General features: G+C 36.5%; 16 protein-coding genes. 8 read left to right on the top strand and 8 right to left on the bottom strand.

The features are described from left to right. Nucleotides 1-120: 120 nt before the first annotated feature. Complete coding sequence (locus tag AC3E7H_RS09095; protein ID WP_075228257.1) at nt 121-546, bottom strand: DUF6556 family protein; 426 nt, start codon at nt 544-546, stop codon at nt 121-123. 136 nt (nt 547-682) lie between these two features. On the opposite strand from AC3E7H_RS09095, the gene AC3E7H_RS09090 reads away from it, so the two are divergent. The 6 genes from AC3E7H_RS09090 to gla all read left to right on the top strand — a co-directional run bounded on the left by AC3E7H_RS09090 (nt 683) and on the right by gla (nt 6,977). Further along, the gene (locus AC3E7H_RS09090; RefSeq protein WP_000638945.1) at nt 683-1,825 is read left to right on the top strand and encodes a cysteine desulfurase family protein; all 1,143 of its coding nucleotides are present in this window, start codon (nt 683-685) and stop codon (nt 1,823-1,825) included. 8 nt (nt 1,826-1,833) lie between these two features. Then, nucleotides 1,834-3,048 carry a tRNA uracil 4-sulfurtransferase ThiI gene (gene thiI, locus AC3E7H_RS09085; RefSeq protein WP_001200055.1) on the top strand — a complete coding sequence of 405 codons (1,215 nt, stop codon included), beginning with the start codon at nt 1,834-1,836 and terminating at the stop codon, nt 3,046-3,048. Between the two features lie 135 nt (nt 3,049-3,183). Beyond that, nucleotides 3,184-4,008, top strand: a complete 825-nt coding sequence (locus AC3E7H_RS09080; protein WP_001076728.1) for an alpha/beta hydrolase — start codon at nt 3,184-3,186, stop codon at nt 4,006-4,008. 21 nt (nt 4,009-4,029) lie between these two features. Continuing rightward, on the top strand, nt 4,030-4,770 hold the full coding sequence (locus tag AC3E7H_RS09075; RefSeq protein WP_001019250.1) for an esterase family protein: 741 nt from the start codon (nt 4,030-4,032) through the stop codon (nt 4,768-4,770). 12 nt (nt 4,771-4,782) lie between these two features. Continuing rightward, entirely contained in the window at nt 4,783-5,949 is a 1,167-nt protein-coding gene (locus tag AC3E7H_RS09070) for an ATP-grasp domain-containing protein (protein ID WP_001108594.1), read from the top strand. Between the two features lie 158 nt (nt 5,950-6,107). Continuing rightward, the gene (gene gla / locus AC3E7H_RS09065; protein ID WP_000344872.1) at nt 6,108-6,977 is read left to right on the top strand and encodes an aquaglyceroporin Gla; all 870 of its coding nucleotides are present in this window, start codon (nt 6,108-6,110) and stop codon (nt 6,975-6,977) included. A gap of 166 nt (nt 6,978-7,143) precedes the next feature. On the opposite strand, the gene AC3E7H_RS09060 is transcribed toward gla, so the two are convergent. The 6 genes from AC3E7H_RS09060 to AC3E7H_RS09035 all read right to left on the bottom strand — a co-directional run bounded on the left by AC3E7H_RS09060 (nt 7,144) and on the right by AC3E7H_RS09035 (nt 12,011). Then, entirely contained in the window at nt 7,144-8,271 is a 1,128-nt protein-coding gene (locus AC3E7H_RS09060; RefSeq protein WP_490676437.1) for a tyrosine-type recombinase/integrase, read from the bottom strand. 54 nt (nt 8,272-8,325) lie between these two features. After that, nucleotides 8,326-8,667, bottom strand: a complete 342-nt coding sequence (locus AC3E7H_RS09055) for a DUF771 domain-containing protein (RefSeq protein WP_490676436.1) — start codon at nt 8,665-8,667, stop codon at nt 8,326-8,328. A gap of 21 nt (nt 8,668-8,688) precedes the next feature. Continuing rightward, a complete protein-coding gene (locus tag AC3E7H_RS09050; RefSeq protein ID WP_490676435.1) occupies nt 8,689-9,819 on the bottom strand; it encodes a replication initiation factor domain-containing protein in 1,131 nt (376 codons plus the stop codon). Nucleotides 9,820-9,911: 92 nt separating this feature from the next. Beyond that, nucleotides 9,912-11,333, bottom strand: a complete 1,422-nt coding sequence (locus tag AC3E7H_RS09045; RefSeq protein WP_490676434.1) for an FtsK/SpoIIIE domain-containing protein — start codon at nt 11,331-11,333, stop codon at nt 9,912-9,914. Beyond that, nucleotides 11,330-11,569 (bottom strand): hypothetical protein, encoded by a 240-nt coding sequence (locus AC3E7H_RS09040; protein ID WP_490676433.1) that lies wholly within the window; start codon nt 11,567-11,569, stop codon nt 11,330-11,332. Before AC3E7H_RS09040 ends, AC3E7H_RS09045 begins: the two co-directional genes overlap by 4 nt. 13 nt (nt 11,570-11,582) lie before the next feature. Beyond that, complete coding sequence (locus tag AC3E7H_RS09035; RefSeq protein ID WP_490676432.1) at nt 11,583-12,011, bottom strand: hypothetical protein; 429 nt, start codon at nt 12,009-12,011, stop codon at nt 11,583-11,585. A gap of 200 nt (nt 12,012-12,211) precedes the next feature. Between AC3E7H_RS09035 and AC3E7H_RS09030 the strand changes: the two genes are divergently transcribed. Beyond that, nucleotides 12,212-13,258: a hypothetical protein gene (locus tag AC3E7H_RS09030; protein WP_490676431.1), complete on the top strand. Its 1,047-nt coding sequence runs from the start codon at nt 12,212-12,214 to the stop codon at nt 13,256-13,258. 82 nt (nt 13,259-13,340) lie between these two features. On the opposite strand, the gene AC3E7H_RS09025 is transcribed toward AC3E7H_RS09030, so the two are convergent. Further along, nucleotides 13,341-13,670: a helix-turn-helix domain-containing protein gene (locus AC3E7H_RS09025; RefSeq protein WP_490676430.1), complete on the bottom strand. Its 330-nt coding sequence runs from the start codon at nt 13,668-13,670 to the stop codon at nt 13,341-13,343. A gap of 151 nt (nt 13,671-13,821) precedes the next feature. Between AC3E7H_RS09025 and AC3E7H_RS09020 the strand changes: the two genes are divergently transcribed. Beyond that, complete coding sequence (locus AC3E7H_RS09020; protein ID WP_490676429.1) at nt 13,822-16,785, top strand: SEC10/PgrA surface exclusion domain-containing protein; 2,964 nt, start codon at nt 13,822-13,824, stop codon at nt 16,783-16,785. Nucleotides 16,786-16,890: the final 105 nt, after the last annotated feature.

The raw sequence follows: 16,890 nt of genomic DNA, 5'->3' as shown, positions 1-16,890 counted from the left end.
AAAAATGATTGGTTTAAAGGCTGATCATTTTTCTGTTGCAAAGATTAACTTTTTCTGATTAATACTGAAGACAGCAATAAAAAAACCAGCGATTCAATCACTGGCTGTTAGATAGTTCTTTTAGGAAGCTCCATTGGTAGTAGACGTTTTTGTATCTGTTGTTTGAGTGCTAGAAGAAGGAACAGTCGGTTGTTCTTGTTTACTGCTAGTATCTTCTTTCTTACTTTCTGCACTGCTACTAGATTGAGTTGTTGTTTCTTCTTGTGTGTTTTCTTTTGTAGAAGTATTGTCCTTGTTTGGAGTAGTATTCTCTTGAGGGGATTCCTTTTGAATCTCTTTTATGACTGTTGTCTGGGTTGTCGTAGTTTCTTTTTTAGAGTTATTGTTGTTATTATTATTATTATTATTCATAGCATTCATGATGGTGATACTTGCAGTAATCAGCCCCAGAATACTACCGATAGTAGCAATCGTTTTTTGAAAAACAGTAAATCCTTTTTTGATGTGTTCCGTTTTAGGTTTTGATGTTCTACGATAATTAGACATAATATCTCTCCTTTACTAAAATTCATTATACCGAAAATCTTTAAAAAAAACTTAAATGAACCTGAATTGCCTTTCTTGTCGCCTGAACTGTTTCGTGATACAATAGAAGGAGTGATTTTAGAAAGCGTGAGAAACCATGATTTACTTTGATAATTCGGCAACGACTAAGCCTTATCCAGAAGCACTTGAAACCTATATGCAAGTGTCTGCAAAAATTATTGGAAATCCTTCAAGTCTCCATCGTTTGGGAGACCAATCTAGCAGAATTTTAGAAGCTTCTCGACAGCAGATTGCAGATTTGATTGGCAAGAAAAGCGAAGAAATCTTCTTTACCTCTGGTGGGACTGAAGGGGATAATTGGGTTATCAAAGGTGTGGCTTTTGAAAAAGCGCAATTTGGTAAACACATTATTGTGTCAGCTATTGAGCATCCAGCAGTCAAGGAGTCAGCTCTTTGGCTTAAGACTCAAGGTTTTGAAGTGGATTTTGCACCTGTAAATGAAAAAGGATTTGTAGATGTAACTGCTTTAGAAAACCTACTTCGTCCTGATACAACGCTAGTCTCTGTTATGGCAGTCAACAATGAAATCGGCTCAATCCAGCCTATTGAAGCTATATCAGAACTATTAGCTGATAAGCCAACGATTTCCTTCCATGTTGATGCGGTTCAAGCTTTAGCTAAGATTCCGACAGAAAAGTATTTGACTGACCGAGTGGATTTTGCGACCTTCTCTAGTCATAAATTCCACGGAGTTCGTGGTGTTGGATTTGTCTATATCAAGTCTGGCAAGAAAATTACACCGCTTTTAACTGGTGGTGGCCAAGAGCGTGACTATCGTTCAACAACTGAGAATGTAGCAGGAATTGCAGCAACAGCCAAGGCACTGCGTCTAGCTATGGAAAGATTGGAATTGTTTTCTAACAAAACGAGTCAGATGAAGGAAGTCATCCGTCAAGCTCTTCTCGACTATCCAGATATTTTTGTTTTCTCAGGTGAGGAAGACTTTGCTCCTCATATTCTGACCTTCGGAATTAAGGGAGTTCGTGGGGAAGTTATCGTTCATGCTTTTGAAGACTATGATATTTTCATTTCTACAACATCAGCTTGCTCGTCCAAGGCTGGGAAACCTGCTGGAACCCTGATTGCCATGGGGATTGAAAAGGATAAAGCCCAGTCAGCAGTACGCCTCAGCCTAGACCTAGAAAATGACATGAGTCAAGTTGAGCAATTTTTGACCAAACTAAAATTAATCTACAATCAAACTAAAAAAGTAAGATAGGAGCATTCATGCAGTATTCAGAAATTATGATTCGCTACGGAGAGCTTTCAACCAAGGGTAAAAATCGGATGCGTTTCATCAATAAACTACGTAATAATATCTCAGACGTTTTGTCCATCTATCCTCAAGTTAAAGTGACAGCAGACCGCGATCGTGCCCATGCTTATCTGAATGGGGCAGATTATGAACCGGTGGCAGAGTCACTCAAGCAAGTTTTCGGGATTCAAAACTTTTCTCCAGTCTATAAGGTTGAAAAATCTGTAGAAGTTCTGAAATCTGCTGTCCAAGAGATTATGAAGAATATTTACAAGGAAGGTATGACCTTTAAAATCTCAAGTAAGCGTAGCGACCACAACTTTGAGCTAGATAGCCGGGAACTCAACCAGACACTTGGTGGAGCAGTATTTGAAGCTATTCCAAATGTGCAGGCACAAATGAAAAATCCTGACATTAACCTTCAGGTGGAGATTCGTGAAGAAGCAGCCTACCTTTCATATGAAACTATTCGTGGTGCAGGTGGTTTGCCTGTCGGAACTTCTGGCAAAGGCATGCTCATGTTGTCAGGAGGGATTGACTCTCCTGTTGCTGGATATCTAGCTCTAAAACGTGGAGTGGATATCGAGGCTGTTCACTTTGCGAGCCCTCCCTACACTAGTCCAGGTGCCCTCAAGAAAGCCCAGGACTTAACCCGTAAATTGACCAAGTTCGGAGGAAATATACAATTTATCGAGGTTCCCTTCACGGAGATTCAAGAAGAAATCAAGGCTAAAGCGCCAGAAGCCTATCTCATGACACTGACTCGTCGCTTTATGATGCGGATTACTGACCGTATCCGAGAAGTGAGAAAAGGTTTGGTCATTATCAATGGGGAAAGCCTTGGTCAGGTGGCTAGCCAAACCCTAGAAAGTATGCAGGCTATCAATGCGGTGACTAATACACCAATCATCCGTCCAGTCGTGACCATGGATAAGTTGGAAATCATTGACATTGCACAAGAAATTGATACCTTTGAAATTTCTATCCAGCCCTTTGAAGATTGTTGTACGATTTTTGCGCCTGATCGTCCGAAGACAAATCCTAAGATTAAGAATGCTGAACAGTATGAAGCTCGAATGGATGTCGAAGGTTTGGTTGAGAGAGCAGTAGCGGGAATTATGATTACTGAAATTACACCTCAGGCTGAGAAGGATGCAGTCGATGAGTTAATCGATGATCTCCTTTAATCAGAAAAACCAGAGGAAAAGATAAAATAAGTAAAAAAAGTTAGTTTATTGTCTTAAATTTGGACGGAAACTGACTTTTTTTCTATTTTTATGATATAATTAGGTAAAATTTTGAATATAGAGAGTTTTCTGACAATGAATCAATCTTATTTTTATTTAAAAATGCGAGAGCATAAATTGGTGGTTCCCTACACAGGTAAGGAGCGCCGCGTACGTGTTCTCCTCCCAAAAAACTATGAGAAAGATACGGATAGAAGTTATCCAGTCGTGTATTTCCATGATGGACAAAACGTCTTTTATAGTAAGGAATCCTACGTCGGCCATTCCTGGAAGATTATCCCAGCCATCAAGCGAAATCCGGATATCAGTCGCATGATTATCGTGGCTATTGACAATGATGGTCTTGGACGGATGAATGAGTATGCAGCTTGGAAATTCCAAGAGTCTAATATTCCTGGTCAACAATTTGGTGGTAAAGGTGTCGAGTACGCAGAGTTTGTCATGGAAGTGGTTAAGCCCTTTATTGATGAAAACTATCGGACAAAATCAGACCGTAAACACACTGCCATGATAGGATCTTCACTTGGTGGGAATATTACCCAGTTTATTGGTTTAGAATATCAAGACCAGATTGGTTGCTTGGGAGTTTTCTCCTCTGCCAACTGGCTTCATCAAGAAGCCTTTGATCGCTATATTGAACGTAAAAAGCTTTTGCCTGACCAACGAATCTTTATCTATGTTGGAACGGAAGAAGCAGATGACACAGATAAGACCCTAATGGCTGGCAATATTAAGCAGGCCTATATCGACTCTTCCCTTCGCTATTATCATGATTTGATAGCAGGAGGAGTTCAGTTGGAAAATCTCTCTCTCAAGGTTCAGGCTGGAGCCATTCACCATGAAGTGCCATGGTCAGAAAATCTTCCAGCTTGCCTACGCTTTTTTGCAGAAAATTGGTAACTAGTATAAAGGAGACAGGATATGAATATTGAACATCTTAGCCACTGGAGTGGTCATCTAAATCGTGAAATGTACGTCAATCGTTACGGACACGCAGGTATCCCAGTTGTTGTCTTTGCGTCCTCAGGTGGTAGCCACAATGAATACTATGATTTTGGCATGATTGATGCATGTGCATCCTTTATTGAGGAGGGCCGTGTTCAGTTCTTTACACTTTCAAGTGTCGATAGCGAGAGCTGGCTTGCGACATGGAAAAACGGTCATGACCAAGCTGAAATGCACCGTGCTTATGAGCGATACGTTATTGAAGAAGCTATTCCTTTTATCAAGCATAAGACGGGCTGGTTCGATGGCATGATGACGACAGGTTGCTCTATGGGAGCTTACCATGCTCTTAACTTTTTCCTACAACATCCGGATGTCTTCACCAAAGTCATTGCTCTTAGTGGTGTCTACGATGCACGTTTCTTTGTCGGTGATTACTACAATGATGATGCCATCTATCAAAATTCACCAGTAGACTATATTTGGAATCAAAATGATGGTTGGTTTATCGACCGTTACCGTCAAGCTGAAATTGTGGTTTGTACGGGACTAGGTGCTTGGGAACATGATGGCCTACCTTCTTACTACAAGTTAAAAGAAGCCTTCGATCAAAAACAAATTCCTGCCTGGTTTGCAGAATGGGGACACGATGTTGCCCATGACTGGGAATGGTGGCGCAAACAAATGCCTTATTTCCTCGGTCACATGAGTCTATAAAAGGAGTTGCTTATGAATTATCTTGTAATTTCACCCTATTACCCACAAAATTTCCAACAGTTTAGTATTGAACTAGCCAATAAAGGAATCACCGTTCTAGGGATTGGGCAAGAACCCTATGAACAACTAGATGAACCATTGCGCAATAGCTTGACTGAGTATTTCCGAGTTGATAATCTTGAAAATCTTGATGAAGTTAAACGTGCAGTAGCCTTTCTTTTCTACAAACATGGTCCAATTGATCGCATCGAATCACACAATGAATACTGGCTAGAGTTGGACGCTGCCCTTCGTGAACAATTTCATGTCTTTGGTGCCAAACCAGAAGACCTCAAGAAAACTAAGTTCAAGTCTGAGATGAAAAAACTCTTCAAAAAAGCTGGGGTTCCAGTTGTGCCAGGTGCAGTTATTGAAACAGAAGCAGACGTTGATAAAGCTGTGAAAGAAATTGGACTTCCAATGATTGCCAAACCTGACAATGGAGTAGGTGCAGCAGCAACCTTTAAACTTGAAACGGAAGATGATGTCAATCACTTTAAGGCTGAATGGGACCACTCAACCGTTTATTTCTTTGAGAAATTTGTCACCTCTAGTGAGATCTGTACTTTCGATGGTTTGGTAGATAGAGATGGGAATATCGTCTTTTCTACGACCTTTGACTATGCTCACACACCTCTCGATCTTATGATTTACAAGATGGACAATTCTTATTATGTTCTAAAGGAGATGGATCCAAAATTGCGTAAATATGGTGAGGCAATTGTCAAAGAATTTGGCATGAAGGAACGTTTCTTCCATATTGAGTTCTTCCGTGAGGGTGATGACTATATCGCTATTGAATACAATAACCGTCCAGCGGGTGGTTTCACCATTGATGTCTATAACTATGCCCATTCTTTTGATTTGTATAAGGGCTATGCAGCGATCGTTGCGGGTGAACCATTCCCAGCTTCTCAATTCGATCCTCTATACTGCTTGGCAACATCTCGTCGCGCTAATGCCAACTATGTTTATTCAGAAGAAGACTTGCTCGCCAAATATGGTCACCAGTTCAAGGTCAAGAAAATCATGCCGGCTGCCTTTGCTGAATTGCAAGGAGACTTTCTCTATATGCTAACGACGTCAAGTCGTGAAGAAATGGATCAGATGATTAAGGACTTTGGTCAGCGTCAAGAATAATTAAAATTTTGACTTAACAAACTCTCTTTGTTAGGTCTTTTTTGTAGACTTGAAATAAAAGCGTTTTCCCGCAGGATTCTTTTAGAAAATCTGTTGCTAAAAGGCTTAAAAATTGATAGAATAGGGATTGTCTAAAAAATATTAAGGAGAATCTATCAATGGATTTCGCATGGGCAGTCAAATATGCCACTGAATTTTTGGGAACAGCCATCTTGATTATCTTGGGAAATGGTGCAGTTGCCAACGTTGAACTTAAAGGTACGAAAGGTCACCAAAGTGGCTGGCTCGTTATCGCTGTTGGTTACGGTATGGGGGTTATGATCCCTGCCTTGATGTTTGGTAATGTTTCTGGTAACCACATCAACCCAGCCTTCACTCTTGGTCTAGCAGTTAGCGGACTTTTCCCTTGGGCACAAGTAGCACCATACATCGTTGCACAAGTCTTGGGAGCAATCTTCGGACAAGCCTTGGTTGTTGCAACTCACCGTCCTTACTACTTGCAAACTGAAAAAGCAAACAATATCTTGGGAACTTTCTCAACAATTTCAAGTATCGACCACGGAACAAAAGAATCACGCTTTGCGGCAACAGTTAACGGTTTTATCAACGAGTTTGTTGGTTCATTCGTTCTCTTCTTTGCAGCACTTGGTTTGACAAAGGACTTTTTTGGTGCTGAAGTTCTCCAATATATGAAACAAATGGCGACTCAAGCAGGTCAAAATGTTGACTTCTCTGATTTGGCAATTAAAGCTCAAGTAGCGCCTCATACAGCTGCAGGACTTTCTGTTGGTCACTTGGCACTTGGTTTCTTGGTAATGGCCTTGGTAACATCTCTTGGTGGACCAACTGGACCTGGTTTGAACCCAGCTCGTGACTTTGGACCACGTCTCCTTCATGCCTTCCTTCCAAAATCAATCCTTGGTCAACACAAGGGCGATTCAAAATGGTGGTATGCTTGGGTACCAGTAGTTGCACCGATTGCAGCTGGTATTGCAGCAGTAGCGCTTTTCAAATTACTTTACCTATAATCACAAGAAAACTGGGAAGACCCAGTTTTTTCTTGTCTACGAAAGTCGAGTTTTTAGAGGCTCTTTGTCAACTGTAGTGGATTGATATAATAGTACTAGACCTTGAGAAATCAAGGTCTTTTTTGAATTTGGTCAATTTTTGGTCAACTTTTGTTAGAAAAAATTATTAACTTAAAAACTCCCTAACACGTTTGTTTTCGGATTCTTCTTTTTCCTTGATTAAATGACCATATGTTTGAGTTATTTGTGTAATATCTTTATGTCCCATATTTGAAGCTATAACCCAGATATCGATTCCATAACCTAACATAATACTTGCGTATGTGTGCCTAATACCTGTAGCTGATAAATCGAGTGGTTTGAGTTTTAACTTCTTGAGATGTTCTCTTAAACGCTTATTCACTTCGTGATTACTTGGAACGATAGTATACAAATCGAAAAAGATATGATTTTCTTTATTTTGGATATTTGTTTGTTCAATATCTCTACTTTGAATCTCTTTTAATTGATTCAAAACATTCAATGTTTCTATATCTACTGGTATAGTTCTGATTGATGTTTCTGTTTTGGGTGGTCGCCACTCTTGTTTCCGTGGATCGTAGCGCCGGTATGTTTTTACTTCTTGAGTTTCGTTCAAAATGCAATCCCATGTCAAGCCTAGCACCTCACCGAAACGCAAGCCAGTTTTTAGTTGAATAAAAAGAAGATAGTCAATAATATTAAACTTCAGTTCAATATTATGTTTTACCTCTTTCAATAATTTATGATAATCAGCTGAGCTTGTAATAGCTTTTTCTTTTTTTATCTTTCGACTTGCTTGCCCTGTAATAACAACACCATCTGTAAAATCAATGATTGATAACTTATCTTTTTTCGCAAATTGAATGACTTTTCTAACTTCCGCATTTAATCGCCGAACTGTATCTTTTCCAACCTTCTTTGCGTATTCGTTGATAAATTCTTGATATTCACTAAAAGTGATGTTAGTAGCGGATTTATCTTTGAAATATTCTAAAATAAGTTTTCCTCTATGTTTATGATGTGCAAGTGTTCCCTCACTTTTGTTTAAAGGGATAATTTGAAGATTATACCATTTCTGCCACAATTGATAGAGAGAGATATTTGAATCAATTACATTACCGTTTAACAACTCTAATTCAATTTTACTTGCTTCCAATATTGCTTCTTTTTTCGTTTTGAAGCCTGAGTTTGAAGCTACTACCTTTTTATTTTTATCAAATATTCTATAATCCCAATTTTTCTTTTTACCCCTTTGTCTGTATGAAATCGCCATATGATTATCCTTCCTACTTAAAAAGATAACCAAGACATCGTCTTGGCTATTATATCATTTCTCTTTTAATAATTCTGAAAAATGCTGTTCAAAAAATACTCTTGTCTTAGAGGCAAGAAAGATATATTTACCACCCTGATTTTGAGGATATTTTACAAAACCATTTTTGTTTTTATCAATATCGATTTTTGAGCGAATATCAGACCGATAGAGAACATTTTCAAGTAACCAAGGTCGAGAGACTGAAACCATCTCTAAAACCTCAGATAAGCTCATATATTTCCCCTGAGAAGCCTTGTTTTTCAAGTCAAGATATTCATCTTTCTCTACTATAATATGAGTACTAGGAAGAATTACTTCCAAATTTTCTATTTTAATTGAGATTTTATCCGTCATATAAGTTTTCCTCTCATTGTTTTATTTAAATATGTTCCACGGCTCTTTTTCTTTCTTTAATTCATCTTTTTTATTATTTAAAAAGATGATAGTATCAGGAGAGGGTTTGTACTTTGTTTTGAAATGAATCAAAACATGCCTGAAAAACTCCTGAATTGATTCTTTACCGTAAATTTTGTCAATCTTGTATAGAAACGATTCTAAACCGCTGTTTTTCAATAAGTAAATATAGGTAGATAATAAATCATTTTTTCTTCTTGGTTTTGACCTCAATAAATCAAAATCGGTTGAAACATATTCCAACATAACCTTTGAAATATCCCATAATTCATCATTTTTGAAAAATAAATACTTGTCCGTAAATCGTTGAAAAATTAGACTCGATAGTTCTTTATCATTTCTACATTTTAAAATATCTAAGCCTGTTTGGTTAGCGTAAGCCTGTCTGATTGACATTTCAAATCTCACCCAATCATCACATTTCAAGGCATCATCATAAAAGATGCCCTTTTTTTTCTCCTGCTCCAATTTTTTATCATAGATTCTTAACAATAGAGAGTTTCCTTTATTTGCTTTGCTACCAACGTAAATTGTTTCTACTCTATTGTTTGTATTGAACGTACTGATATTTGACTGATTCTTTCTCAATTTGATTGTATTTGTAAAACTATCAACGTATTTTGATTTTATTATTGACTTGTTTAACTCCTGGTGAATCTGATTCACTTTCAAACCTTCATCTATAAAATCAATCGCAAAATCAATTTTTGAAACTCTACAACTACCGCTAAAATAATTTTCTAATTCAAAAAATTTTTGAACTAATTGGCGATACGAAATTTTTTGATTATCTTCTTCGCGTCGTTTCAAGTAATGTTTCAAACCTTGACCCGAGAATTTGAGAAGCACTCCCATTCGTGGGCTGTCAGTGTTAAAACATAACAAAATTTCAAATTCATCAAAATTGATAATATAACTGTATCCTGCAAAGCCTTTTTCATTTAGCTTGTAATTAACCGTGTACTTTTCTAATTTCAATAATTCATCAATTTTTGAACAAATATCCAAAGCAAATGCCTCATAATTAGACATCATTTCGTTATACTCTGGTAAAAATACAAATGAAATTTCATCAACGTCACATTGAATCATAGTAAAATAACTCCTTTTAATTATATTGTAGTTAACCCCGTAAGGGGTGGGATGGGGGTCATTACTCGACCCCCATGAATGCCAGTACCCCATTATTTACGCTTTTTTCTTAATCGTTGACCGTATAAGAATGCTCTTTTAAATGTACTAATCTTTTCCAAACCGTGTTCGTGTAGATTGATATTCCAGAACTTTCTTGGTTTACTGAACTGTCCATCAGTAGTCATGATGTATCCTGAAAATCGTTGCGCATGATTATCAATATTGTCAGTTTCTCCAAAGACCATTCTAGCTAATTCATCTGTTATAGCGCCATTTGATAAACAAATACGAACACCTAAATTATCTCGTATTGCTGTACTCAAGAGTTCTGACCTTGGTTGTTGCATACAGATACAGATATAGACACCACTAGAGCGAGAACGCGAAACGATAGACAAGACCAAATCTTGAACCCTTTTTCTCATCTTGTTATCTGTAATGCTTGAAAGCATGGCTGAATATTCTTCGATAATACATAGTTTCATCTTCATCTCTTTACCGAAATTAACGAAAGTTGCGCCAGTAATATCATCACGTGCTGACAATTTTGCAATTTCTTTTTCACGTTTAATAACTAATTCCAACAATTCTTCAAAGTATGCTAAAATCTCTTCACTGTCTGATAAAATAGACCCAGCTGGTAGAAAATCCCATGAGCTGAACTCAGATTTTACATCTAATATTGTTAAATCAACATCTTCATTGAACATGAATACTTGTGCGAGCATTGATTTTAAAAACGTTGTTTTTGAGCTGTTTGTATTTCCGACTAATAACATTTGAGGAGAACGCAAGAAAGAAAAGGTCAAACCTTCTTCAACTGTTATTTCAAAATCATTAGCTGGTTTTAATTCTGTGATATGTTTAGGCTTCAGCTGTCTTGCTTTAGCTTCTACAATATCATCTAGTAAATAAATGAACTCTGTATTATCTTCACTTAACCAATAATCTAAAACAATGAGTGAACGGTTTTTACCCACTAAACACGCTGATAACATTTCCGCAAACTTTTCTAAATCGTCCGTAGTCTGGTCAGCTAATTTTTTGATTTTAACCGATATGCGCCTGCTTAGCTTTTCAAAGCACGCATGCGCTTTACTAACATCTATGAATTTGCTACCAACTTTGAGATTTGCAGTTGCTGAATCCAACAGTGCTTTGTGTGTTTGTCGTTCAATCAACCTTAGTTGATAGTATAGAGATACTGAGCCAATTTTTGATAGCTTTAAAACAAATCGAACCAGTAAAACAAGATTAACCAAAAGCAAGACAGCTATTCCAATTACTTCTAAATGAAAGCCAAGCTGTGCTTCACTTCTAAAAATCCCAATCTTTGTTCCTTTAAATAGTAGCCATCGAATAATACCACCACCAAATAGTAACCCAACTCCAAAAAATTGGAGTAGAGTTACTAGGCTTGGCAAGGTTGGCATCAGATGACCCGTATTTTTATTTAATTTATACCGAATCATAAATACCTACAAATTTCTTCCATTTCTTTTAACATCTTACGACGCATAAGTTCAAAATACATGTATGAACGAATGAAATCAGTGTAACGACCGTTTGAGTAAACCAAACTCAAATTCACGAAAGATGAAACTCGTCCTTGAACCTCAGAATTAATGTATGTTGCTAAAATCTTGCGTAATTCGATGGGCAAGTCTAAAGCTGATAAGTCATCTAATTCTTTAAAAATTTCTTTCATATCTATTTCCCCTCTACTTTAAACTAACCTCTTTGACATCTTCAGCCCAAACTTCGATGACATCATAACTTTTGAACTTATAGCGACCGCGTGGGTTGACTAACTGATACAAATGTCTGAACTGAATCTTGTTCGCAATTTCTAAAGTTGGGACAACAAGACTAATCAATTTAACTGCTCCATCATCTTTGGGCATTGAAAGGAACACTTCATAACCAATTGATTTGTCAGAAAAAACCGGGGCGTTCTTACCATTTTGATTTTTTTCGAATCCCACGATCGGAAAGAATGGTTTTGGCTCTGTAACGCTAACTGCAACGCAAGTTGAGATATTTGTGAGCTCAGGGGCAGTGCGACGGTCATTTACAATTGAACCTTCTGATTGTTTTGAATTGCTTCCAAACAATCCTGTTTGAACTAAATTATTGTTAATCTGTGACATTGGTATATCCTTTACTAGCTTGAAACTAGTTCTTTCTGTTGAATTTTTCTTGTAAATATTTGAACGTTCGTTATTTACATTTTCAGTTTATCATGATTAAAAATTCCGGTCGTCAAATGCACCAAAAGGGAAAAAATAAAAAATTTGCATTAGGAAATTTTATTTGATAAGCTGAAAATAGCGATAAGGAGGATATTATATTGGAAGAAAAGTATTATAATGTAAAAGAAGCTTTGGATTATATTAGAAGTTATCCCAGCGGAAGAATAGAAAAAGAATTTTATATGGATATAACTGAAAAACAAATTCGTGATATTTTGAAAAAAGATGTACTAGGGCAATATATGCACTGTTCGGAGGGAGAACATATAAGTGAAATATACGAAAATTTTCAAGGAGATGAAGTAGTTGAAACTTTGTATGTATTTCCAAAATTTGGGAAGCATCCCAAAATTCTCTCGAGTTGGGATGTTCTTTATAAAAAAGAAGATAAGCTAGTAAAGGAATTGCAACGGCAAGGTTTAAAAACACCAGAAGAGAAAATTAGAGAAGAGTTTAAAAATTCTGGAAAACCTGCGTATTTAATGAATGAAGATTATCTTTTTTCATTAAAATTGGAGATTGAAAGACGTCAACTACCGATTAAAATTTTTCGCATTCAACCACGTACTAGTTCAGCAATTAAGCAACTATTGAATGAAGAAATGTTGGAGACTAATTTTGAGTTAACTATAAATACTTTATTAGAAGAATTTGAACAAAGATTAAAAGAAGATTGGTTTGAAAATCAGAAATTATGCATTGAACAAGCTGAAAAAGTAGGTGAATTATTAGAGGATGTCCGGGGGCGAACAGAAATATTACAGTCTGTAGCACCAGAATTGTCATTGGATGCTTACAATAGTAGATTAAAAGAAGTAGAAGAATTTTATAATAAGTCAAAGAATCAAGAATTTATACCACCTTTTAATTTTGAAAAATCTTTCAATAAGTTTAAAAAAAATTATATGAATCAAGAAAACAAGAACGTGATTTCTTCTCTTTCAAATAAAATATATGAATTTGAAAAGTATCAGATTAACAAGTATAAAGAAAAGATTGAAGAACAAAATAAAAATAGAGTTATAACTGAAATTTCATTTAAACGGTATTTAGTCGAATTTTACAAGACTATAAATGACTCTTTTTGGAGAGAGGATTTTCTAAGTAATTTAGAGGATAATTTTGGGATAAAAATAAACCGCTAAGATTTTTTTCTTAGCGGTTCTTTACATTGTTTAATAGGGTTGTTATGTTATCAATTATAGCGTTTTGATTTTGATTAAAATATTATTTAATTTGATTCAGAATCATGTTGAATGCAGAAAGTATTTCTTTTTGTTTACTATCAGGTAAATTTTTTATATTTGAAATTAATTCAACAATTTCAGGATTCTCATCTTTTTTTGTAATATCGAAAAAAGATGAAATATCACATTCAAGGGCATTCATAACTTTTTCAAGGGTATTAATTGTTATGTTTGTTTCTAAGTGTTCAAGTTTATATACATAATTTGTTCCAAGATCAGCTCTTTCTTCAATTTGTTCTTGTGTAAGTCCTTTTTTCAATCTTAAAAGGCGAATTCGTTTTCCTATATACTTTCTTAATGATTGTTTCATGCAATACCTCTCAAACTAAATATTACAGTATTTGTTCTACATATTTTAGTTCTTAAAAGATTGCTTATAACTTTACAAGGTTGGTTTGATGTGGTATAATTAAATAAAAAAACAACTATATATAGTTGTTTTATAAATTTTTGGAGATTCTATGTCAAACAAAACTATTAAAACCCTAACAACTTCAACAGCTATTGCGCTTGCATCAGTTGGTGGAACTGCATTTGCTCAAGAAGCTCAAGCGACTTCAGTACCTACTGACACTGCTGTCAATGAACCAGCTCTTGTTGCTAAATCAGAAGTGAAACCACTTGAAAAGAGTGAAGTTCCTGCGCCTTCTACAGTAAAACCTGCTCTTGACGCTCAAAAAGGTGTAGTAAAAGACGCTGAAGCTAAGATTGAAACAGCTAAAACTGGCGTTCAAGAAAAAGAAGCTACTGTTGCTTCAACTGAAAAAGAAGTAGCTACTGCTACTCAAGTTGTTAAAGATGCTGAAGCAACTGCTTCTCAAGCAACACCTGCAAAAATTGCTGAAGCCAAAGATGCTCAAGCTAAGAACCTTGAAGCACAAACTGCTAACCAAGAAGCAACTGAAGCTACAAACGAACAAATCAAAACTGAAACTACTGTTCTTGCTGAAAAGCAATCAGACGTGGCAACAGCTAAAGAAAATCTTGACCAAGCTGAAAAAGATGTCCAAACAGCTGAACAAACAGTCGCAAATGCAGAATCTGCACTTGACGGAACTGGACTTGCAAATGCTGAAAACGACTTGAAAGACGCTCAAAAAGGCGTTAAAGGCGCTGAAGCTACAGTCGCTGAAGCTGAAGATGCTTTCAAAACAGCAAAAAAAGCTGATGAAGCACGTGAAGATGCTATCAAATCAGCTGAAACTGATGTAAATACTAAAAATGATGCTGTCAAATTGGCAAAAGAAAAATTGGCAACAGCTAACCAACATGCTGAATCAGTAGAAGCTAAATTGGAAGATGCTCAAACTGAACTTACTAAAGCTCAAGATGCACTCAAAAACGTTGATGTTGTAAATATCCAAAATCCAACTTTCCACATCTCTGACAGTCTCCGTGATAAAATTGGTGCAAAATCAAATGATATCACATACAAAGACGCTTATGAATTGTGGCGAACAAATGATAACGAAACCACTCGCATGGTCATGCGTGGTATGGCTGTCAAAATGGCTAGTGCATCAACCATTAAAATCAGCGAAGCTGATAAAAATCGTCCAGTTGATTTGAATAACTTGACTGATGACCAATTGGTAGAAATCAGTCAGTTCTACGCTAAAATGTTGACTCAGTTGAACCATAATTTTGGTTATAATACAAGTAAAAAGGCTTATGTTTCAGAAGAAACATTAGATTACTCAAAATCTGTTGCTAAAAAATATGAAACTCGTGCACTTGACCCACGTAAAGCTGGACACATCCCTGGTGGTCTTGAAAACCTTATGCCAATGGGTAACGGTGCTGCTGAACAAACCATGTATGACCTAAAACAAGCTGTTCAACGTTCATTTGAACTATCTTCATTCGAAGATGAGCCATCAAAATGGGAGCATCTACGCATTAACCTTGCTAACCAAGCAAATAGTCCAGTCGCTCTTTCAGTAGCTAACATCAATGGTCAATATTGGATGATTACAACATATGCTGAATTCGACAATAACACAGTCATCGAAGACAAAACAGACATCGCAACTCTTGAAAAAGCAGTCGCAACAGCTGAATCAAACCTTGAACAAGCTAAAACTGCATCAGAAAATGCTAAGAATGCTTTAACAACAGCTTCAACAGATTACGCAAGCGCACTTAGCTTGAAAACTGAAGCTGAAAAAGTATTGGCTGACGCAATGGCTACGCCACTCCAAGCTCAAGTTGCTGAAAACAACCTACGTTTAGCAAACATTGCTCTTGAAAATGCTAAGAAACGTGAAGCTCAAGCAAGTGAAGCAGTCGCTAACTTCTCAGCAAGTCTAGCTGACAAGAAAGCTACTCTTGAAAAAGCTCAAGATGCACTTAAAGAAGCTAAAACTGTTCAAACAATTGCGTCACAAGCTCTTGACATTGCTTCAGCCAAACTTGAAGACCAAGAAACTAAACTAGACAACTTGAACAAACAAGTTACTAAACTTCTTGCTGAAAAAGACGCCCTTGTTAAAGAAGCTAAAGAATTGGCTGAACAATTGCAAGCATATTTGGACGCACCAGTTGCTCTAGCAAATGCAAAACAAGCTCGAACAGCAATTAGTGTCAAATTGGAACTCGCTAAAGCTGACCTAGAAATGGCACAGTCTAAGCTTGAAAACTTGTTGACTGCACAAAAAGCAGAAGAAGCTAAACTTGCAGAACTTGAAGCAACATATGCTAAACTTATTGACCTTGCAGAGAAAGCTCAAGAAAATGTTGTTGCAACACTTCCTGATGGAACAGTAATTGCTGTACCAAAAGTAGCTCCAACTGCTGAAACTCTTCCTGAGTTGAATCTTGATGCACTTGTTAAGGAAGATGCTAAAGGTAGCGTTGTGAAACAACTTCCTGACGGAACAATTGTTGCTGTACCTAAAGATGCACCAGTTGCTGAAACTCTTCCTGAACTAAATCTTGAAGAACTAGCTAAAGAAGATGCTAAAGATAGTGTTGTAAAAACACTTCCTGACGGAACAATCGTAGCTGTTCCTAAAGATGCACCAGTTATTGAAGAACTTCCTACTGTCAATGTTGACGAATTGAAGAAAGCTCTTGATGCAGGTAAAGAAGTTACTTTAGATGCTCAAGGGAATGTTGTTGTACGTGAAACAAAACCAGCTACTTATGAAAAACCAGTGAACGTTGAACGTCCACAAGCCAATAATGATAAATCAAATAAAGATTATGCAAGTGATAAAAACGTTACTATCGATAATAAAGGAAATGTTATCGTAAATGGTCAGACTTACACAAGTCAGCAACAAGTATCAAGTAAACCAACTTATTCACGAGTAGAACGCGCAAAAACATTACCAAATACAGGAGAGTCATCAAGTGTTGCAATGTTGGTACTCGGTGCAATTCTTGGAACATTTGGACTTGTAACAGTACGTAGAAAAAATTAGAATAATAAAAAAATCTTCTTATTATAAATAGGAAGATTTTTTGGATTCACAAAATTAGTTTAAAAGACTACGCTATTTAAACTAATTTTGAGAATGAACATATAC

It is taken from the genome of Streptococcus sp. SCPM-O-B-15304 (M98) (assembly GCF_058200215.1).
This window is presented reverse-complemented; position numbering and strand designations above follow the sequence as displayed.